Origin of the sequence: Nocardia sp. CY15, assembly GCF_009829295.1 — a bacterium.
GTDB classification, from domain to species: Bacteria; Actinomycetota; Actinomycetes; order Mycobacteriales; family Mycobacteriaceae; genus Nocardia; species Nocardia sputi.
Genome location: NZ_VUOT01000004.1, coordinates 25,504 through 45,881, shown reverse-complemented (window position 1 = coordinate 45,881; position 20,378 = coordinate 25,504). Strand labels below are relative to the sequence as shown.

Sequence of the window (20,378 nt, the reverse complement as noted above, 5' to 3'; positions counted from 1 at the left end):
TACGGGGTTCGGCGCCCGTCACCGGTCCACGCCGCCGTGCGAGGTCGGCGTTCTATTCTGTTCGGGTCGTGTGGTTCGGATTTGTCGAAAGTCGGTCGCCATGCTGAGTCCCAGGTCGCTGTGCTCTCGCCACGATGCGGAGGGGAACGCGGTTACACAGGCTCGCCCGCTGCCCTTAGAGTGGCCAGCATGACTTACGACGTCGCGCGGGTTCGGGGCCTGATACCGTCCCTGGGCGACGGCTGGATCCATTTCGACCCGCAAGCCGGCATGCTGGTTCCGGACGCGGTATCCCGCGCGGTTTCGACGGGTTTTCGAACCTCTTCCTTTTCGCATATCGGACGCCACGGCGCGGCCGTGCGCAGCGCAGCGATCCTGGACGCGGCCCGCGAAGCGGTCGCGGACCTGGTCGGCGGAGATCCGGCGGGCGTCGTGCTCGGTCCCGACCGCGCGGTCCTGCTGGCCTGGCTCGCCGAATCGCTGAGTTCCCGGCTCGGCCTCGGCACCGGCATCGTGCTGTCCCGGCTGGACGACGAGGCCAACGTCGCGCCGTGGCTGCGCATCGCCAACCGCTACGGCGCGCACGTGCGCTGGGCCGAGGTGGAGATCGAGACCTGTGAGATGCCGTCGTGGCAATTCGAGGAACTGATCGGGCCCACCGCGCGACTGGTCGCGCTCACCGCCGCCTCGCCGATCGTCGGCTCCGCTCCCGCCGTGCGGGTTGCCGCGGACCGGGTGCACGAGGTGGGCGGTCTGCTGGTGGCCGACGCGTTCGGCGCCGCGCCCTACGCCCTGATCGACATCGATGAACTGAATGCCGACGTCGTCGCGTTGAGCGCACCGGCATGGGGCGGTCCGCAGATCGGCGCGCTGGTCTTCCGAGACCCCGCGTTCTTGGACCGGATCCCGTCCATGTCGTTGAACCCTTATGCGAAGGGCGCCGAAAGACTCGAGGTCGGCGGGCATCAGTACGCGCTGCTGGCCGGCCTGACCACCTCGATCGACTTCCTGGCCGGGCTGGACGAGCGAGCGCGCGGCACTCGGCGCGAACGCCTGGAGATGTCGATCACCTCGTTGCAGGACTATCACGACCAGCTGTTCGAGCACTTGATGAGTGTGCTGGACTCGATCCCGAGTCTCACCGTGATCGGCCGCGCGTCCACCCGCATACCCACGGTCAGCTTCACGCTGGCGGGCATGCAGGCGGAGAAGGTCGCGGCCAAGCTCGCCGACAACCGGATCGGCACGGTCAGCGGCGTGCACGGCGGCAGCAGGCTGCTGGACGCGCTCGGCGTCAACGACGAGGGCGGCGCGGTGACCATCGGCCTCGCGCCCTACACCACCAAGTTCGAGATCGACCAGCTCGGCAGAGCGCTGCTGGCGCTGGAGTGAGCGGCGCCGCCGCCCTCAGAGTTCCTTCACCCGCAGCACCACCTTGCCGAACACCTCACCGGAGTCCAGCAGCTGGTGCGCGTCGGCGGCCTCCTCGATCGGCAGTTCGGCGGCGATGACCGGCGCGACCGTGCCGTCGGCGATCAGCGGCCACAGCCGGCCGCGCACCTCGGCGACGATCTCGGCCTTGCTGCCGATACCGGTGGCGGGCCGCGCGCGCACGTTGGTGGCGTGGACGGTGCCCCACTTACGCAGCAGCGCACCCAGATTCAGCTCGGCGCTCACCCCGCCCTGCATGCCGATCACCACCAATTTGCCGTGCTCGGCCAGCGCGTCGACGTTGCGCCCCAGATAGGCCGCGCCCATGTTGTCCAGGATGACGTCCGCGCCGGGGCCGCCCGCGCCGGACTCCTCGGCGCGCACCGCCGCGACGAAGTCGTCCTCCTTGTAGTTGATCAGCACGCTCGCCCCCAGCTCCGCGCAGCGCGCCAGCTTCTCGGCCGATCCGGCGGTCACCGCCACCCGAGCGCCGAGGGCGCGGGCGACCTGGATGGCGTGCGTGCCGATCCCGCTGCCGCCGCCGTGGACCAGCACCAGCTGGTTCGCGCGCAGATCGGCGGTCATCACGAGGTTCGACCACACGGTCGCCGCCACTTCGGGCAACCCGGCCGCCGCGCCCAGGTCCATGCCGTCCGGAACCGCGAGCACCTGCGTCGCGGGCACCACCACCCGTTCGGCGTAACCACCGCCGGAAAGCAGCGCGCAGACCCGATCGCCCACCGTCCACTCACGCACTCCGTCGCCGATTTCGGCGATGACACCGGAACATTCGAGGCCGGGGAACGGGCTGGCGCCGGGCGGCGGCGGGTAATAACCCTGACGTTGCAACAGATCGGCACGGTTGACGCCCGCCGCGGCCACCTCGATCAGCACTTCCCCAGGTCCGGGCGCCGGATCCGGCACCTCGGCCCAGGACATCACCTCGGGGCCGCCGAAACTCTTCAGATCTATCGCGCGCACCGTGCCATAGTGCTCCGCCGGTACGCGGCGCTGCGCGCGGACCCCCGAGTCGGACCGATGGGCGCGGTGCGGCGAGCGTGGCGCGGAAACGGAACGCGGGAACGCAATCTGGCAAGCGGCCTGCGGTGACCGGCGTCACGGACTACCGTTCCGGGGGTGAGCGGCGGCTTCATCGACTTTCAGAACGAGATCTACCTGGGCGGGCTGGGTGGCGTGACCCCCGAGTTGCCCATGACCGCCGCGGGTTTGGAATCGCTCGCGCGGGAGCGGCTGGATCCGGTCGCCTTCGCGTACGTCGCGGGCAGCGCGTCCGCGGAGCGCACCGCCGCGGCCAATCGGTCCGCCTTCGACCGCTACCGCCTGCTTCCCCGGATGCTGCGCGGCTCCACCGGCCCGGGCGCCCGGGATCTGTCGGTCGAGGTGCTCGGCACCAAGCTGGCCGCGCCCGTGCTGACCGCGCCGATCGGCGTCCTCGAACTGTTGCACGAGGGCGGCGAGGTGATCGTGGCCGAGGTCGCCAAGGAACTCGGCATCGGCACGGTGCTGTCCACCGCGGCCTCCTCGACCATCGAGGACGTGGGCGCGGCGGCCGGTGCGTGGTGGTACCAGTTGTACTGGCCCGCGGACGACGAACTGGCGTGCTCGTTCGTCCGGCGTGCCGAGCGGGCCGGAGCTTCGGCGATCGTGGTCACCGTGGACACCCCCACCCTCGGCTGGCGGCCGCGCGACCTGGAACACGCGCACCTGCCGTTCCTGCACGGCAAAGGCATCGCCAACTACCTGTCCGACCCGGTGTTCCGGGGCAAACTCGCCGCCGCACCGGAGGAGAGCGACGAGGCGATGCGGACGGCCATCCTCATCTGGGCCGGGCTGTTCGGCAACCACACGCTGCGGCTCGCCGATCTGGCGCGGCTGCGCGAATGGACCGACCTCCCGATAGCGGTGAAGGGCATCCTGCATCCCGACGACGCGCGCCAGGTGGTGGACGCGGGCGCCGACGCGGTGGTCGTGAGCAATCACGGCGGCCGTCAGGTGGACGGCTCGATCGCGGCGCTGGACGCGCTCCCCGCGGTGGTCGCCACCATCGGCGACCGTGCCGACGTGCTGTTCGACTCCGGAGTGCGCACCGGTTCCGACGTGCTCGTCGCGCTGGCCCTGGGTGCGAAGGCCGTGCTGTACGGGCGGCCGTGGGCCTATGGCCTCGGCCTCGCCGGCGCCACCGGGGCTCGGCACGCGCTTCGAATCCTCCTCGCCGATTTCGACTCCGCGCTCGGCCTCTCCGGCTGCACGAACCCGGCCGCGGTGAGCCGCGCACTGCTGTCCATGGTGCGCTGACCTGCGGCAGCCGATCATTTTCGCAGTTCGCCGGGCATAGAATGGCCACCGTGCATCCCGAACCGAGCGGTCGTGTCGTGGCCGAGCCCCGCTGGCTGACCCCGGCCCAGCAGCGTGCCTGGCGCGCGTACATGGACGGCCACCAGCGCCTGATGACGGCGCTGAATCGTCAGTTGCAGCGGGATAGTGACCTGACCGTCGCCGAATACCGGATTCTGGTCCTGCTCTCCGAGGCGCCCGACCGCTCGTTGCGGATGAGCGAGCTGGCCGACGGCGTGTTGTCCTCACGCAGCAAGCTGACCCATCAGATCCGGCGGCTGGAGGCCCAGCGGATGGTCCGCCGCAACACCTGCCTCGAGGACGGCCGCGGGGTGCTCGCCGAACTCACCGACGAGGGCATGCGCCGCCTCGAAGCCGCAGCGCCCGGCCACGTCGAAGCCGTCCGCCGCCACTTCATCGACCTGCTGGCCCCCGCCCAGCTCGAAGTGATCGGTGACGTCTTCGAACGCGTCGACGAGGAAATCGGCAAGCACTCCGGCTGAGGCGTCCGCTACGATCAGGTCCCTGGAGACGTGGCAGAGCGGCCGAATGCACTCGCCTTGAAAGCGAGCGTCGCGAGAGCGACCGGGGGTTCAAATCCCTCCGTCTCCGCAAAGAAACCGGCACTTCGATCTTCGTGGCATGGACAAGCACCGGGCTTCCAGCAATGTGGTCACAGCCCTATGTCGGCATCGAAATCCCTGCGGACGAAGTTCGGCCGGATGTCCAGGTCGGGCGGGTCGTAGTAGCGGTGGAAGGTCGGGGTCAGCCCGGATGAGATCGGCGGGTTGATCCAGGACCAGTCGGTGGGGCAGGCGCGGCCCGCGGCCTCCTCGCGCTTGACGTGATCGCAGAACTGCTTGGCGACGGTGTGGTGGTCGACGATGTACACGCCCGCCTTGCGGAAGCTGTAGAGCACCGCGCGGTTGAGCTCGACCAGGGCCTGATCGCGCCAGAGATTGCGCTCGGCCCTGGTGTCCAGGCACATCATCTCCGCGATCAGCGGGAGCATGTTGTAGCGGTTGGCGTCGCTGAGATTGCGCGCGCCGATCTCCGCGCCCAGATACCAGCCGTTGAACGGCGCGAACGGGTACGTCATGCCGCCGACCTCGAGATTCATGTTCGACACCGCGGGCAGCGCGTGCCAGCGCAGTCCGAGACCGGCGAACCACTCGAACTCCGGGTGCTCGAGTTCCACCTCGCGTGCGAGCTCGGGCGGGATCTCGAACCAGCGGACCGGCTCGTCCGGCGTGCTGATCAGCAACGGAAGGATGTCGAAAGGCGTTCCGGCCCCCTGCCACCCGAGCTGCACGGCGAATTCGGTGAGCTCGATATTGGCGGCGTCGCCGGTGACCGTGCCATCCCCGTTGCGATAGCCCGCGTATCGGATGATCTGCGGGCTGACGATGCGGAACTCGCGGCCGTCCGGTTGCCGCGGCGGGCCGACGGTGATCATCGACTGGATGGCGCCGCCGTTGGTGGCCATGTGCAGGTGCTGCCAGCAGACCTCGGCCAGCTCGCGGGCCGAGCGCACGCGGCGGGCGTCGAGCAATTTGAGGGAGCGCCAATGTTTCCGGCCGACGCAGCGCGCGTGATTTCGCCAGGCGAGTTTGGCTCCGATCAGGATCTCCTCGGCGGTCTGCAGATAGGCGCCGGTCTGTTCGAGCTGCTCGAGCGCGCCACGCCTGCGCTGAGCGCTCAAGTGCGCCAGTTCGGGCAGCCGGAAGAACTCGTCGCACTCCCGCATGCGGCGTCGCAGATCGGGGATGAAAGGTTCTGTGTGCGATTCGTTCTCGATCGAGGAGACGGGTGACACTGGATTCACGATTTTCTCCGGTCGGGCATTGGTGCTGCGATGAAACAGGCGAGTCGAGCAGAGAATTCGCGCGGAAGCGCGGGCGGCAACGATTCGCGGCAGGTGGCCCACGACGGCACTCGGAACGGATGCCAGAAAATAGCCTCGGAACGGGACTTACTCGAATACCGGCGCGATGTCCACGACTGGAAACCGGGCGGACGGTCCACTTCGGACACCACGGCATACTGCGATGACCTCGGTGCTGATGGTATGGATGCGCGATCATGCCCGTCCTAGTTCGATACCCGGAGGAGGCTCGCCGCACAGCGTACGGCGAGTGTGCTGACGGTGTGCCATGATTTGCTGGATTTGCTGGATTTGCTGGGTCGTCAGAAGAAGCGGGCCCGAATCGGCGGTGTCCAGTATCGTTGACCCGATCTGCTTTTCGAGGGTTGAGGGGTTCGCTCGTGCGCAGTGTCATCGGTATGGCGATCACCGTCGTCGTGCTTCATATCCTCGGCTGGGGGACGCTTCTGCTGTTCGTCGTGCCGGGCCACTATGTGATCGGTGGTTCGGTATTCGGCGTCGGCCTGGGAGTGACGGCGTACACGCTCGGCATGCGGCACGCGTTCGACGCCGACCATATCGCCGCGATCGACAACACCACGCGAAAGCTCGTGGCGGAGAGTGGGAAACAAAAGGTCCAGACCGTCGGTTTCTGGTTCGCGCTCGGCCATTCCACCGTAGTTTTCGTACTGGTGGCTTTGCTCGCCTTCGGCGTGCGGGCGCTGGCGTCCGGGTTGGAGGATGAGGACTCCGCCCTGCAACGCTGGACGGGCCTGTGGGGAACCGGCGTGTCAAGTGCGTTCCTGATCCTGATCGGCCTGCTGAATCTGGCCTCGCTGGTAGGCATCTGGCGGGTGTTCCAGCAGATGCGCCTCGGCGAGTACGACGAGGCGCAGCTGGAACGACAGCTGGACAGCCGTGGCCTGCTCAACCGGGTGCTGCGGCCGGTGATCGGTCTCGTCCGCGAGCCGCGGCACATGTATCCGGTGGGCGTGCTGTTCGGCCTCGGTTTCGACACCGTCACCGAAGTCGGGCTGCTGGTGATCGCGGGCGGTGCCGCGGCGACCGGGCTGCCCTGGTACTCGATTCTGGTGCTGCCCGTGTTGTTCTCGGCGGGCATGGCGCTGTTCGATTCGCTGGACGGGTCGTTCATGAGCTACGCCTACGACTGGGCCTTCGCTCGGCCGGTGCGCAAGATCTACTACAACCTGGTGATCACCGGCCTGTCGGTCGCGGTCGCGCTGTTGATCGGAGGGCAGGAAATCGTCTCCATCTTCGCCGAGAAACTCGAAGTAGAGTCGGGTGTGGTTGCCTGGGTCGGGAATCTGGACCTGGGTGATCTCGGCTACATCATCGTGGGGCTGTTCGTGCTCACCTGGGCGGTCGCCGTCGCGGTCTGGCGATTCGCCGGAGTGGAGCGACGCTGGCAGGACGGACTGGCCGCGCGATGAGCGCCACACGCGTGCCCCGCCAGGGCGACGGCTGTCGTCCCACCTGCGGGGGCTCTGGCAGGATGGGTCGCATGCTGTCTCGGCGCGCGGTGCGGCGTTGGGTCTCCAGCGCCCTGATAAGCGCCGCACTTGTCTCCGGTGCGGTGGGATTGGGTGCTTCCCAGGTAACGGCGGTCCCCGGGAAACCGCCGCCGGTGAACAGTGGGTCCTCCGACGGTCCCGGCCCGGCCGAGCCGACCACCAAGCGACCCTCCATCGCGCGGATCGAGCGCATCGAACCGATCCACGATCGGTGGCTACGGGTCTACGTCGCCTCGCCCGCGATGAGCCGGGTGGTCGAAGTGCAAGTTCTGCTGCCGCGCGACCAGTCGCGCCCGCGTCCGACCGTGTACATGCTCGACGGCCGCAGCGCGAGCCCCGACAGCAACAACTGGACCGAACTCGGGCACGCCGACCGCTTCTACGCGGACAAGGACGTCAACGTCGTGCTCACCGTCGGCGGTCCCGCCAGCTTCTACACCGACTGGCAGCAGCCCGACCCGGTGCTCGGCACGAACAAGTGGGAGACGTTCCTGACCAAGGAGCTGCCTCCGCTGATCGACGCGGAGTTCGACGGCAACGGCACCAACGCCGTCATGGGCGTCTCGATGGGCGCGGAGGCGGCGATGATGCTGGCGTTCCGGCAACCGGCGCTCTACACCGCGATCGCGGCGCACAGCGGCTGCTTCTCGATGGGCACCGACATCGGCCAGGCGCAGGCGCGCGCCGTGGTCGCCACCTACATGGGCGAGCCGGACAACATGTTCGGCAAGCAGGACGATCCGGCCTGGCTCGCGCACGACGTCACCCTGCACGCGGACGCGCTGCGCGGCAAGACGATCTATCTTTCGGTCGGCAGCGGCCTGCCCGGCGTGCACGACGTGCCGGGCAACCCGAACGTCGACCTTCCCAGCGCCATCACGTTCGGCGGGCCGCTGGAGGCCGCGACCAACGCCTGCACCAGGCGGCTCACCGATCGACTGCGGTCCCTCGACATTCCGGTCACCGCGCATTTCCGGGCCACCGGTACGCACTCCTGGCCGTACTGGGAGGACGAGCTGGCCCTCTCGTGGCCCACGATCGCGCCCGCGATCGGCGTTCGTTAACCCAGAAACCGCGCGAGCACATCCGGCGCACCGGCGAAGCTCAGGAACAGGTCGTTCTCGTGCGGGTCACCGATGGTGACACGCACCCCGTCGGTTCCGTACGGCCGCACCAGCACGCCGGCCGTCGCGCTCGCCTCGCCGAACTCGGCGCTGCGCGCGCCCAGCGGCAGCCAGACGAAATTCGCCTCGCTCGGCGGCACCGGATAGCCCGCCGTCACCAGCGCGTCGCGCACGCGCGCGCGTTCGGCGACCAGAAGGTCGGTGCGATCCAGCAGCTCGTGACGGGCCTCCAGCGACGCGATCGCCGCCGCCTGCGCGAGCCGGTTCACGCTGAACGGGATGTGCACCTTCAGTAGGGCCGTGATCACGGCCGGGTCGCCCACCGCGTAGCCCACTCGCAGCCCGGCCAGGCCGTACGCCTTGGAGAAGGTGCGCAGCACAACCACATTGGGCCTGGTCCGGCCGAGCTCGACGCCGTCAGGGCGGTCCGCCAGCCGGATGTATTCGTAGTACGCCTCGTCCAGCACCACCAGCACGTGCGACGGCACCGCGTCCAGGAACCGGACCAGCGCCGCCTTGCCGACGGCGGTGCCGGTGGGATTGTTCGGGTTGCAGACGAAGATCAACTTGGTCCGCTCGGTGACGGCGGCGGCCAGCGCGTCCAGATCGTGGACCTGGCCGGGTGTGAGCGGTACCTGCACGGCGGTGGCGTTGCCCACCTTCGTCACGATCGGGTACGCCTCGAACGAGCGCCACGCGAACAGCACCTCGTCGGACGGCGACGCGCAGGTGATCTGCACCAGCTCCTGGCACAGCGCGACGCTGCCGCACCCGACCGCGATATTGTCGAAGCCGACCCCCAGGAACTCGGCCAGCGCCGTGCGCAGCTCGGTGACCTGGTTGTCCGGATACCGGTTGGCCAGCTCGGCCGCCTCGGCGATGGCTTTCGCGGCGGCGGGCAGCGGACCGACGGTCGTCTCGTTGCTGGCCAATTTGACCGCGCCGGGATTGCTGCGGCCGGGGGTGTACGCCGGGATCGATTCGAGGTCCGGCCGGATCTGCGCTGTCACACTCCAACCCTAATCCGTGCCGTGGAAGGCCTGATCGGCCTACCGGAAAATCTCTGGGCGATAGGCCCTCACGTGCAATTTCTACCGAAGATCAGCAACTCGCCCTAGGCTGGTTTCATGTCGGGCACCTACGACGATATGGCCCCGCTGCGGGGTAGCGACCGGGAAGAAGTGCGGCCGACCAGCGGTGGGCAGGTGCCCATCACGGTGGTGGAGCCGGAAGGAAATGCCCGTGGCGGAATCGTGCTGCTGCACGAGTCCGGCGAGTTCACCGGCGCGTTACGCGACCTGATGAACGCACTGGCCGGCGAGGGATGGACGGTGGTCGCACCCAAACTCTTCCATCGCGAGGACGGCCAGGCGGGCGGCGGGGTCTTCGGCGACGAGCTGTTCGAAGACTTCGACGCCTGCTTCGACTGGCTCACCCGGCGCGGGGTGTTTCCCGACACCATCGGCGTGCTCGGTTTCGACTCCGCGGGCACCGCCGCGTTCCTCGTCGCGACCAATCGTCCGATCGGCGCCGCGGTGAGCGTAGCCTCGCCCGGCATCATCGAGCCGCTCACCGACCAGGCCGACGCCTTGGTGCGCGCCGCTCCCCACCTACAGGCGCCGTGGCTCGGCCTGTTCGGCGTCGACGACCCGGCCACCCCGCCCGCCCAGGTCGACCAGTTGCGTGACGCGACCGCCCGCGCCGCGGTCGCCAGCCTGGTCGTCACCTACCCCGGCCTGCACCACCGCGCCGACACCCCCGAGGCGGACGAGGACATGGAGACCGTCGATTCGCAGACCAGAATCTTCGACTGGTTCGACAGCAACCTGCGCTGACCAGCCGTTTTGTGATCTGAACGGTAGCTGCTGTAACCTTTGGGCTCGGCGGTTCGAAAGGACCGGTGCCCTCGAAGAGAAGGCTCCAGGAGGCGTGCCAGAGCGGCCGAATGGGACTCACTGCTAATGAGTTGTCCCTTCACGGGGACCGGAGGTTCAAATCCTCTCGCCTCCGCCACGCCCGGGAAACCGGGTACAACTGAATAACACATGCGCCCGTAGCTCAACGGATAGAGCATCTGACTACGGATCAGAAGGTTGGGAGTTCGAGTCTCTCCGGGCGCACCGAACTGAGGCTTTCGGCGGTCACGCCGGGAGCCTCGGTGCAATTCTCATTACGTTGGAGCGTGGGCGGGAGCTTGCCAGCGGGGCGACTCCGCGGCAGTGGGACCCAGACGCGAAGGTAGGGGAACGAGTTCGGGGGCGTAATCGGATATCGCTATACGGGGGCGGCGTATGAGTGTCAGCGGTGACGTGCTGGTCGTACATGTAGTGCAGGCATATCGCTTCGCTTTGAATCCGACCCCCAGTCAGGTGGCAATGTTGCTCTCCCACTGCGGGGCGCAGCGATTCGCGTTCAACTGGGCGCTTGACCTGGTTAGCGTGAACCTTCGGCAGCGAGCGGCGGAGCGTTCCTACGGCATCGCAGAAAGCGAGCTGACGCCAGCGGTGGGATGGTCGGCCTATGAGCTGCGTAAACGCTGGAACCAGGTAAAGGGCGAAGTCGCTCCCTGGTGGCGGGAGAACTCGAAGGAAGCGTATTCCAGCGGCATAGCGAATCTGTCGACTGCCCTCACCAACTGGTCCTCGTCCCGTGCGGGGAACGCCGTGGCGCACGTGTCCGCTTTCCGCGATTCAAAGGTCGGAGAACCGGCGCATCGTGTCGATTCACCACCGGGGCGATGGGGCTGGCCGCCGCTGACCGACGCCACGTGAAGCTTCCCCGGATCGGCATTGTGCGGACCTGCGAATCGACCCGGAAGCTCGCACGCCGACTCGATGACGGCACTGCACGAATTCGCTCGGCCACCGTGTCTTCGCGACATGGACGTTGGTTCGTATCGTTCTCCGTGGAGGTGGAGCGATCGGCGAACAAGGCTGGTCGCCCGGATGCCGTAGTGGGCGTGGATCTCGGAGTAAAGCATCTAGCGGTGCTTTCCGAGCCTGTACGCGGATTGACCGACAGAGAGGGGATGCTGCCGAACCCCAAGCATCTCGACAAGGCCCGGAAAAAGTTACGGAGGTTGCAACGCCAGGCCGCTCGCCGCCGTCTTGCGGCGAGCTCGGATTCGCGCGACGAGCCATCGAAGCGATTGCGATCCACCAATCGCCGGATCGCGAGGTTGCACGCGAGGGTAGTGCGGGCACGAGTTGATGGACTGCACAAACTGACGACCGCGCTCACCGCCCGCTACGGGACGATCGTCGTAGAGAATCTGAATATCGCCGGAATGGTGCGTAACCGCCGTTTGGCCGGCTCTATCGCCGACGCGGGGTGGGGTGAATTAAGGCGGCAGCTGGACTACAAGGTTCGATGGAACGTAGGAACACTCGTCGTCGCCGACCGCTGGTACCCATCATCGAAAACCTGCTCCAACCCTCGCTGTGGTGCGGTGAAAGCCAAGCTGCGTCTCAGCGAGCGCGAGTTTCGATGTGAGCACTGCGGTCTGGTGATCGATCGCGATCGCAACGCTGCGCGAAACCTGGCCGGTTTGGCGACGCGACGTCCTCCCCGAGTTGCGGGGCGACGGAAAACGAGCCTGCTGGAAATCCGCGTAAGCCCGGTCGCACGGTCGGCGGAGGATATTGCCACGGGAACGCCTCACCTGGCGAGGTGAACGTCGTGTGAGTAATCACGCGACTGCCGTCTGCATGTCCGATGACATCCGACGGCAACGGTTCGAATCCCTTCGGGCCAAGGCCGTCACGTTTACAGCTTGTCCGGGAACGCTGGTCAGACGCCATCCTCGCCGAGCAGTTCTCGGAGCTAGCCTGAGTCCGTGGGCTGCGAATTCGACTCGGAGTCGGTGGAAGCCGGGCAGGCCGTGGAGTTGGTCTGTCCCGATCCGGGAAACAGAGTCAGGCTCTGGAACCGTGTCGCGCCCTATGGGGACGATGTCGTGGCGTTGTGTGCCGAATTCTCCGGCGATCAGATGCGTGCCGCGGTTCATGGGCTCACTGTCGATTTCTATGGGGGCGGCTCCCTACCGCTGTTCCTGGACGGGCTGGCGTCGGAGTTCGCTGGCTGGCAGGGGGTTCAGAGCTGGGAAAGCCTGGATCACGATCTGCGAGTCGATGCGCAGCACGATCCGCGTGGCTACGTCGAGATGACCTGGACGTTGAGCCCACGCAGCTGCTCGCGCCCGGACAGCTGGACCGCAACCGTGGTCACGGCGCTGGAAGCAGGCGAGGAGATGCGCCGACTCGCCGACTCGGTCCATCGGTTCCTTCGACCCTCGTCAACCCAACCGATGGGTCGATGAGCCACTCGGTGCATCGGAACAACCCTTCGTAGCCGGCGGTGCGGGATCTACTTCCAGGCGGGCAGGCTCGGCAGGTCGCCGGTCAGATCCGAACCGGTGCTGCGGCCGATCAACCACGCGGCGAGGGACGAGGACGGGCCTGAGATGGTGTGGGTGGCGGGGGAGCTTCCGATGGTGGCGGTGTAGTCGGAGTCCATGGCGCGCAGGGTGAACGGCTCGAGGGGGGTGTCTGCGGTGAGGCGGGTGAGGTCGGCGGTGACTTGGGAGAGGATGCGGGTGACGAAGGAGGACGGCCAGTCGGAGGGGTGGTAGTTCGCGTTCAGGTCGACGTGGTGGATTTCGACCTCTTGCAGACGCATCCACAGGATTTCGGTCGCCGGGATCGGCCGGCCCTGGCGGGTGCGGACTTGCGCTCGCCAAGCGTCGTCGGTGAGCGAGCGTGCGAGGGCGAGGAAGCGGGTGGCGGCGGCCTCGTTGTCGGCCAGATGCTCGGTGAGCGGACGGGCCGCGCCCGCCTCGATGTCGTGGTCGCGCAGGAAAGCGCTGGCGTATTGCGGGATCTCGACGTCAGTGTGCGCCCACAGCAGCAGGTTCACCAAGCTGTCGGCGTTGCGGGCGAGATGAGCAAGGACGTGGCCGCGGGTCCAGCCGGGCAGTGCGGAGGGGCCGGTGACGGCGTGCTCATCGAGGCCGCGGATGGTGTCGAGCAGGCGGGCGGTCGCCTCGGCGACGGTGTCGAGTTGCACGGGGGTCTGTGAGGCGGCGGTGGTCACGGTTTCGACCATAGCGAGGGAGAACCCGGTCCGCCGCCGACGACAGGCCGGGTTCGCAGAGGAGGGGCGGACTACCCGCCGACGATCGCGTCGGCTTCGATCTCGACCAGCAGGGCCGGGGTGATCAAAGCCTTGATCTCGTACATGGCCGTCGCGGGACGGATCTCGCCGAACACCTCGGCGTGCGCCTTGGCGACCTCGGGCCAGCGTGCGATATCGGTGACGAAGATGCGGGTGCGCACCACGTCGGCCAGGCTCGCACCCGCCTCTTCCAAGGCGGAGCCGATGCGCCGCAGCGTTTCCCTGGTCTGCTCGCCGATGTCGTCGCCGCCGACCGCCGTGCCGCCGGGGGCCGAAGCGGTGGTCCCGCTGACCGCGATGACATTGCCGAGCCGGACCGCCCGCGAGTAGCCGACGATGTCTTCGAACTCCGAACCCGAGGAGATGTTCACGCGATCGCTCATGGGCGAAAGCATCGCACGCCGCCTCGCGTTCCCGTATCCACCGAGGTCACCGGCCCGCTCCGAATACCGCAACGCTCCGCTGGCCGCGAGGGTGGCCGACATGTTGCCACACGATGTGCGGCAATGGGTAGGTATCAGCCCGGTTCGGTCCGCTCCCGTTCTTCCACGACGACCGCCGCGGCCAGCGCGATCAACCACAGCGACATCGCGCCCACCTGAATGCGCTGCGCGATCCCGAGGGCGTGGTTGCCGGGCAGGTTGTCGGCCACCAGCATCCACACCGTCGCCAGCGACCCGATCACCAACACCACCAGGCCGAATTCGCGTAGCACCCGAAATCGCCGGTAGCGGAACGCGGCCAGGTCGAAGGTGAACGCCGCGACCGCGATCGAGGTGACGGCCAGTGTGCTCGTCAGTGCGTGCGGCTGGTGCAGTTGCGGGAACAGTTCACTCGGGCCGCCGCACCCGCTCTCGCCGGGAGTGCAGTCGCGCAGCGGCAGCAGGGCGTCGGCGATGGTCGCCGCGCCGAAGCAGAACAGCGCGATCCAGCCGACGGTGGTCAACCCGCGTCGGGGAAACGACAGGAGCCCCGCGATGGCCGCGGGCATGAGCGATGCGCCCACGATCAGGTCCGCGGTCGCGAACACCTCCCGGTACGGCTTGCCCTCCGCGTCGAGTTCGCTGAGGAAGGAGTCGAGGGGGTCGAGGTCGATTTTCAGCGCGAATTGGAGGACCCAGGACGAATAGCAGAGCCCAGCGAGTGCGATCGCGGCCGCGACCAGCACCGATGCCGGTCGGATACGCCGAACGGAGGTCTGCGAGCCACCCGCCACGTTTCCATTGTGCGGCGTGTTCGAGCGCGCCGGGCAGCGGCGGGCCGCACACGTCATTACCATCCGGCACACAGGGTCTTGTCAGCTTCGCCCGGCACGCTGGACGACAGCTGCAACTCGAGGAGGTTCCCCATGCTCGGCTTCGCGACCGCCGCCGCCGCCGGAATCGCGGTCATGACGGTGATGGTGGTGTCCGGCTACCTGGCCGCCCACGCTCCACGTTCACTCGTGCGGGTGCGACGCCGCTGACAGCGCGGCTTGGACGCGGTCGGCCGCGCTGACGGGATCCTCGTGCTCCCAGACGCGGATCACGTGCCATCCCGCCGCGATCAGCGCGGCGTCGGTGGCTCGATCCCTGGCCACGTTTCCGGCCAGTTTGGCCGCCCACCAGTCGGCGTTGTTCTTCGGATCGGTGGCGTGCTGCGGGCAGCGGTGCCAGAAGCAGCCGTCCACATAGACGACGACTCGCCGGCGCGGGAACACCAGGTCGGCGCGTCGTCGCTGCCCGCGGATCGGTGCGCGGTCGACGTAGTAGCGCAGCCCGCGGCGGTGCAGTTCCCGGCGCAGCGCGAGTTCGGGATCGGTGCCGGTGCGCCGCTGGCGCGCCATCCGGGCGCTGGTGGCGGCGTCGGTAGCGGGCCGCTGGGTCATGCCGCCCAACCGCCCATCCGGTCCAGATGGCTCTCCACGTCGGCGAGGAATCCGGGCGGAAAACGCAGACTGCCCATGGTGGTCCGGCGCAGGAATCCGGCTGTCGCACGGGCGGAGAGCAACTGCGCGTCGGTGAGGAAGTGGGTCAGGTCCTCGTAGGGCTCGTGCACCGGCCAGGTGGAGACGGGCACGCGATAAGCCGCACCGTTGTGACCCCACGCGGCGACCGGCCACGGCGTTCCCGGAGCCAGCGGCTGATCGCCGGGGATCGGATCGAGCGGAGCGGCCAGCCGCGCCCCCACCCAGGACGCCATCCGAACGCTCACCGCGTTGCCGACCAGCTTCCAGCGGTGGCCCTTCCGCACACCCGGCACGTCGGTCGCGGGCGCCGTCCAGCCCGCGTCGAAGCCCTGGAGGCGTTCGGCGTCGGCGATGCCGGGCGTGACGATCTCCCCGGACGGCAGCCGCACCGCGGGCGGGCTGGCGATGCCGAGCGCGGAGCCGCCCTTCAGCGTCGGCACCGCGTTCACCGCCCAGCCGAGGCCGCGCACCCCCTCGGTCCAGTAGAAGCCGCACGGGTCGAACGCGGGATCGCCAACAGTCCGTGGACCGGCGTCTTCACCGAACAGCACGCCGCGCGGGTCCTCGGTGCGGGAGGCCAGCATGAGCACTCGCTGTCTGCGCTGGGGCAGGCCGAACGCGCGGGCGTCCACCACCCGGTAGGCCCAGGTGTAGCCGAGTTCGTCGAGCGCGCCGGTGATGTGCCGCATGGCTGCGCCGCGGCCCAGCTGCAGCATGAACGGCACGTTCTCGATCAGCAGCCAGCGTGGGCCGCGCTTGCGGCGCACCAGCCGGAATACTTCGTCGACCAGACTCGAGCGCGTGCCGGTGATTCCGGCGGTTCGTCCCGCCTGGGAGAGGTCCTGGCACGGAAATCCCGCCGCGACCAGTTCCGTCCTCGCCGGGATGGCGCGCAGCCGGGTGATGTCGGAATGCAGCGGCACGTCCGGGAATCGGGCGGCGAGCACGCCTTGGGCGCCGGGCTCGATCTCGCACAGCAGCTCGGTGTGCCAGCCGTGCCTGCCGAGGCCGAGCTCGAGTCCGCCGATCCCGGCGAACAGCCCGACCATCCGCACGCCCGTCAACGACCTTCCCTTTCTCGCGTCCACACCGGACGCCCCCACGCGTCCCGTGCCCGGGGAGCAGGTTACTCGAGTCGGCCCGGGGCGATCCCCGAACATCGGGACCATCGTCCCCGGCACCTGGTACGGTCCGCGTGTCACGCGGTGCGATCGGTGCGTTTTTCCAATAATGCACAGGGGTGGTCGCACAGGACGTGATGACCGGTCGATCCGCCTGCGTTCCACCGCGGGCCGCCCACGATCCTGGTGGCGCGCTCGCGCATTGCTTTTGCTCGACGAAGTTCCAGAGCGACGCTAGGGAAAGTGAGCGAAAACATGCCTTTGCCTTCCAGCAGGAACGGACAATTCCCCTCCGTTGTGGTCACCAGCCTGGCGGCGACCACGTCTCTGGCGGCCGACGTGGACTCCACATGGAAGGGCCTGCTCAATGGCGACAGCGGCATCGACACCCTGGATGACGATTTCATCGACCAATTCGAGCTGCCGGTGCGCATCGGCGGGCATCTGAAGGTGCCGCCCACCGCGTACCTGGACCCGGACGAGCGCCGCAAGCTCGCCTACGTGGAGCAGCTGGCCATCGTGCTCGGGCGCGAGGTCTGGCGCAACGCGGGCAGCCCCGAAGTGGACAAGCACCGTCTCGGGGTGTCCATCGGCACCGGGCTCGGCGGACCCGAGGCGCTCATCCACGCTCGGGACAAGCTGCACAACGGGGGCTACCGCAAGGTTTCGCCGTACACCGTCCAGGCCATGATGCCCAACGGCGCCGCGGCATGCGTCGCGCTGGAACTCGGTGCCCGCGCGGGGGTGTCGACGCCGGTGTCGGCCTGTTCGTCCGGCGCGGAGGCGATCGCCAACGCGTGGCGGATGATCGTCATGGGTGACGCCGACGTGGTGGTCACCGGCGGCGTCGAGGGTTCGATCCAGGCCATCGCGATCGCGGCGTTCACCATGATGCGCGCCATGAGCACCCGCAACGACGCGCCGAAGAGCGCTTCGCGTCCGTTCGACGCCGACCGCGACGGTTTCGTGTTCGGCGAGGCGGGCGCGCTGATGGTGCTGGAGACCGAGGAGCACGCCAAGGCGCGCGGCGCGACCATTCACGCCCGGCTGATGGGCGCGGGCGTCACCTCCGACGGCTTCCATCTGGTCGCGCCCGACCCCGAGGGCGTCGGCGCCGCGCGCGCGATGACGCGGGCGATGCGGACGGCCGGTCTGGCCAAGGGCGACATCACGCACGTCAACGCGCACGCGACAGCCACGCCGATCGGCGATACGGCGGAGGCGCGCGCGATCCACCAGGCGGTGGGCGACCATGCGTCGGTCTACGCGCCGAAATCGGCCCTCGGTCATTCCATCGGCGCGGTCGGCGCGCTCGAATCGGTGATCACGGTGCTCAGCGTGCGGGACGAGATCGTGCCGCCCACGCTGAATCTGGACAATCAGGATCCGCAGATCGAGCTGGACGTGGTGCACGGCGCGGCCCGGCCCGGCCGTATCGATTACGCCCTGAACAACTCCTTCGGATTCGGCGGGCACAATGTAGCGCTCGCCTTCGGCCGGTACTGACCGCCAGGTGGCCGGGACACCTGCTAGCCTTCCCGACGCTTCGTTATCGACCTGTGTTCGGTGTCATTGCACGGCCCGAGTGTCTGTGCGCTGGAAAAGGATAAGGCGATGATCGACGAAACCTTCGACGACTTTCTGAACGATCAGGGCAAGATCGAAATCCGCGGGAACAGGACCCTGATCGACTTCGTCGACAAGCACAGCACCGAGAACGGCGATGGCCTCGCCTACCGCTTCATCGACTACTCCAGGGAACAGGACGGCGAATACCACGAACTCACCTGGCAGCAGTTCGGTGTGCGCCTGCGCGCGGTGGCGGCCCGGTTGCAGCAGGTCACGCAGCCGGGGGACCGGGTGGCGGTTCTCGCCCCGCAAGGGCTCGACTATGTCGTCTCGCTCTTCGCCGCGGTGTACGCGGGCAATATCGCGGTTCCGTTGTTCGATCCGGAGGAACAGGGTCACACCGATCGCTTGCACGCGGTGCTCGGTGACTGCAAACCCGCCGTGATCCTCACGACGGGTTCCGCGGCAGGCGGTGTGCGGAAGTTCTTCCGGCACCTGCCGCCGCCGGAGCGGCCGCGCATCATCGCGGTGGAGGCGATCCCGGACAGTGTCGGCGTCTCCTGGGTGCGCCCGAACATCGACATCGACAGCGTCGCCTACCTGCAGTACACGTCGGGATCCACCCGGACGCCCGCGGGTGTGGAGATCACCCACCGCGCGGTGGGCACGAATCTGCTGCAGATGATCGACGCCATCGGCGTCACGGAGAACTCGCGCGGAGTCACCTGGCTGCCGCTGTTCCACGACATGGGCCTGCTCGCGGTGATTCTGCCGACCGTCGGCGGTGGATTCATCACGATCATGTCGCCGAGCGCGTTCGTACGCCGGCCCTACCGCTGGATCAAAGAACTTGCCGCGGCCTCCGACGGCGCTGGAACCTTCGCCGCCGCACCCAATTTCGCGTTCGAGCACGCCGCAGCGCGCGGCAAGCCCAAGCCCGGCGAGGAATTGGACCTCTCCAATGTGATCGGGCTGATCAACGGCAGCGAACCGGTTTCGGTGTCGTCGATGAAGAAATTCAACGACGCGTTCGCGCCGTACGGATTGCCGGAGACGGCGATCAAGCCGTGCTACGGCATGGCCGAGGCGACGGTGTTCGTCTCCGCCACCAAGGCCGAGGACAAGGCGAAGGTCGTGCATGTCGATCGAGCCGAGCTGAACGCGGGGCGGATGGTCGAGGTCGCGCCGGACGCCGACAACGCGATCGCGCAGGTGTCCTGCGGTTATGTAGCGCGGTCACAGTGGGCGGTGATCGTCGACCCGGAGCACGGCACCGAGCGACGCGACGGTGAGGTCGGCGAGATCTGGCTGCACGGCGAGAACATGGGCATCGGTTACTGGGGGCGTCCCGAGGAGACGAAGGCCACTTTCCGCGCGAAATTGGCCGAGCGGCTGCCGGAGGGCAGTCACGCGGAGGGCACGCCGCAGGACGCCAACTGGATGCGCACCGGCGATTTCGGCGCGTATCTCGACGGCGAGCTGTACATCACCGGCCGGGTCAAGGACTTGGTCATCGTGGACGGCCGCAACCACTATCCGCAGGATCTGGAGTTCTCGGCCCAGGAATGCAGCACGGCGCTGCGCCCCGGCTTCGTCGCGGCGTTCTCGGTGCCTGCCAACGAATTGCCCGCGCTGGTCTTCGAGCAGGGCAGCCACTCCGGTCTGACGTTCGACGCCGAGGACACCTCCGAGCAGTTGGTGATCGTCGCGGAGCGCAACACCCGTGCGGGCAAGCTCGAGTCGGAGCCGGTCGCCGACACCGTGCGCGCCGCGATCGCGCGCCGTCACGGCGTCATGGTCCGGGACGTGCTGCTGGTGCCCGCGGGCTCGATCCCGCGCACCTCCAGCGGCAAGATCGCCCGCCGCGCCTGCCGGGCGGCCTATCTGGAAGGGACGCTGCGCGGCGGTCATCAGCAGCAAGCGTTCCCGGACGCGCCGCAGGAGTGGGAGTCCGAGAGCGTGGTCGTGAACTAGAACCGGAACGGGGGGAACGACACCACCTCGCGGTAGCGGTCGGGGTCGGTGACCAGCGACGATCAGCACACGACCGGGTGTAGATCCGCGCGGCTTGACCTCGAGCTCGCTCGAGGTTGTTGGCTTGGTGAATGAGTGTCGAACCCGGCGCCTCGACGAGCGCGGATGTCCGGCGGCAGCCGGAAAATCGGTTGGTCGAGGCACGCCGCGGTGCGACCCTGGAATGTCGGACTCCGATGCCAACATCACCGGAGGTCCCGCTCTCTGCCGCCAGTCACATACCTCGAG

The 20,378-nt window shown here is 68.0% G+C and carries 18 protein-coding genes, 3 tRNA genes and 1 pseudogene; 14 read left to right on the top strand and 8 right to left on the bottom strand.

Translation table 11 applies throughout. The annotated features are described in order from the left end of the window. The first annotated feature begins 189 nt into the window (after positions 1-189). A complete protein-coding gene (locus GVY39_RS08150; RefSeq protein WP_159922605.1) occupies positions 190-1,392 on the top strand; it encodes a cysteine desulfurase-like protein in 1,203 nt (400 codons plus the stop codon). Positions 1,393-1,407: 15 nt separating this feature from the next. On the opposite strand, the gene GVY39_RS08145 is transcribed toward GVY39_RS08150, so the two are convergent. Continuing rightward, entirely contained in the window at positions 1,408-2,412 is a 1,005-nt protein-coding gene (locus tag GVY39_RS08145; RefSeq protein WP_159922607.1) for an NAD(P)H-quinone oxidoreductase, read from the bottom strand. 156 nt (positions 2,413-2,568) lie between these two features. Between GVY39_RS08145 and GVY39_RS08140 the strand changes: the two genes are divergently transcribed. From GVY39_RS08140 to GVY39_RS08130, 3 genes are all read left to right on the top strand, one after another. Then, positions 2,569-3,747, top strand: a complete 1,179-nt coding sequence (locus GVY39_RS08140; protein ID WP_159922610.1) for a lactate 2-monooxygenase — start codon at positions 2,569-2,571, stop codon at positions 3,745-3,747. Positions 3,748-3,878: 131 nt separating this feature from the next. Continuing rightward, the gene (locus GVY39_RS08135) at positions 3,879-4,289 is read left to right on the top strand and encodes a MarR family winged helix-turn-helix transcriptional regulator (RefSeq protein ID WP_195069944.1); all 411 of its coding nucleotides are present in this window, start codon (positions 3,879-3,881) and stop codon (positions 4,287-4,289) included. A 24-nt stretch (positions 4,290-4,313) separates the two neighbouring features. Then, positions 4,314-4,398: transfer RNA gene (locus tag GVY39_RS08130), tRNA-Ser, on the top strand. A gap of 61 nt (positions 4,399-4,459) precedes the next feature. Here the strand turns inward: GVY39_RS08130 and GVY39_RS08125 are convergent. Further along, a complete protein-coding gene (locus GVY39_RS08125; RefSeq protein ID WP_159922688.1) occupies positions 4,460-5,533 on the bottom strand; it encodes a nitric oxide synthase oxygenase in 1,074 nt (357 codons plus the stop codon). 536 nt (positions 5,534-6,069) lie between these two features. On the opposite strand from GVY39_RS08125, the gene GVY39_RS08120 reads away from it, so the two are divergent. Continuing rightward, the gene (locus GVY39_RS08120) at positions 6,070-7,101 is read left to right on the top strand and encodes a HoxN/HupN/NixA family nickel/cobalt transporter (protein WP_159922690.1); all 1,032 of its coding nucleotides are present in this window, start codon (positions 6,070-6,072) and stop codon (positions 7,099-7,101) included. Between the two features lie 71 nt (positions 7,102-7,172). Next, positions 7,173-8,246, top strand: coding sequence for an alpha/beta hydrolase family protein (locus GVY39_RS08115; RefSeq protein ID WP_159922614.1), 1,074 nt, complete (start codon positions 7,173-7,175; stop codon positions 8,244-8,246). Here GVY39_RS08115 and hisC read toward each other — a convergent pair. Further along, positions 8,243-9,316 carry a histidinol-phosphate transaminase gene (gene hisC, locus GVY39_RS08110; RefSeq protein WP_159922616.1) on the bottom strand — a complete coding sequence of 358 codons (1,074 nt, stop codon included), beginning with the start codon at positions 9,314-9,316 and terminating at the stop codon, positions 8,243-8,245. The genes GVY39_RS08115 and hisC overlap by 4 nt on opposite strands. A 117-nt stretch (positions 9,317-9,433) precedes the next feature. Here hisC and GVY39_RS08105 point away from each other — a divergent pair, with 117 nt between their 5' ends. The 6 genes and pseudogenes from GVY39_RS08105 (at position 9,434) to GVY39_RS08085 (ending at position 12,624) form a co-directional block, all read left to right on the top strand. After that, positions 9,434-10,141 carry a dienelactone hydrolase family protein gene (locus tag GVY39_RS08105; RefSeq protein WP_159922618.1) on the top strand — a complete coding sequence of 236 codons (708 nt, stop codon included), beginning with the start codon at positions 9,434-9,436 and terminating at the stop codon, positions 10,139-10,141. Positions 10,142-10,229: 88 nt separating this feature from the next. Further along, a tRNA-Ser gene (locus GVY39_RS08100) sits at positions 10,230-10,319 on the top strand. Between the two features lie 34 nt (positions 10,320-10,353). Beyond that, positions 10,354-10,426: transfer RNA gene (locus GVY39_RS08095), tRNA-Arg, on the top strand. Positions 10,427-10,597: 171 nt separating this feature from the next. Then, positions 10,598-10,690: pseudogene (locus tag GVY39_RS35220) on the top strand (hypothetical protein); the annotation flags it as partial. Positions 10,691-10,875: 185 nt separating this feature from the next. Next, on the top strand, positions 10,876-11,979 hold the full coding sequence (gene tnpB, locus GVY39_RS33845) for an IS607 family element RNA-guided endonuclease TnpB (protein WP_236565364.1): 1,104 nt from the start codon (positions 10,876-10,878) through the stop codon (positions 11,977-11,979). A 189-nt stretch (positions 11,980-12,168) separates the two neighbouring features. Continuing rightward, a complete protein-coding gene (locus GVY39_RS08085; RefSeq protein ID WP_159922620.1) occupies positions 12,169-12,624 on the top strand; it encodes a DUF6228 family protein in 456 nt (151 codons plus the stop codon). A 47-nt stretch (positions 12,625-12,671) separates the two neighbouring features. Here the strand turns inward: GVY39_RS08085 and GVY39_RS08080 are convergent, their stop codons facing one another. The 5 genes from GVY39_RS08080 to GVY39_RS08060 form a co-directional block, all read right to left on the bottom strand. Next, the gene (locus tag GVY39_RS08080; protein ID WP_159922622.1) at positions 12,672-13,397 is read right to left on the bottom strand and encodes a maleylpyruvate isomerase family mycothiol-dependent enzyme; all 726 of its coding nucleotides are present in this window, start codon (positions 13,395-13,397) and stop codon (positions 12,672-12,674) included. A 71-nt stretch (positions 13,398-13,468) separates the two neighbouring features. Then, positions 13,469-13,861, bottom strand: a complete 393-nt coding sequence (locus tag GVY39_RS08075) for a RidA family protein (protein WP_159922624.1) — start codon at positions 13,859-13,861, stop codon at positions 13,469-13,471. A 134-nt stretch (positions 13,862-13,995) separates the two neighbouring features. Next, positions 13,996-14,694 carry a DUF998 domain-containing protein gene (locus GVY39_RS08070; protein ID WP_223519994.1) on the bottom strand — a complete coding sequence of 233 codons (699 nt, stop codon included), beginning with the start codon at positions 14,692-14,694 and terminating at the stop codon, positions 13,996-13,998. 222 nt (positions 14,695-14,916) lie between these two features. Next, positions 14,917-15,345 (bottom strand): very short patch repair endonuclease, encoded by a 429-nt coding sequence (locus GVY39_RS08065; protein WP_159922626.1) that lies wholly within the window; start codon positions 15,343-15,345, stop codon positions 14,917-14,919. Next, positions 15,342-16,475 (bottom strand): DNA cytosine methyltransferase, encoded by a 1,134-nt coding sequence (locus GVY39_RS08060; protein ID WP_195139662.1) that lies wholly within the window; start codon positions 16,473-16,475, stop codon positions 15,342-15,344. The genes GVY39_RS08065 and GVY39_RS08060 overlap by 4 nt, the downstream gene beginning before the upstream one ends. A 327-nt stretch (positions 16,476-16,802) precedes the next feature. Here GVY39_RS08060 and GVY39_RS08055 point away from each other — a divergent pair, with 327 nt between their 5' ends. After that, positions 16,803-18,053: a KasA/KasB family beta-ketoacyl-ACP synthase gene (locus tag GVY39_RS08055; RefSeq protein ID WP_159922694.1), complete on the top strand. Its 1,251-nt coding sequence runs from the start codon at positions 16,803-16,805 to the stop codon at positions 18,051-18,053. Between the two features lie 108 nt (positions 18,054-18,161). Then, positions 18,162-20,090: a long-chain-fatty-acid--AMP ligase FadD32 gene (gene fadD32 / locus GVY39_RS08050; RefSeq protein WP_201295188.1), complete on the top strand. Its 1,929-nt coding sequence runs from the start codon at positions 18,162-18,164 to the stop codon at positions 20,088-20,090. Positions 20,091-20,378 lie beyond the last annotated feature (288 nt).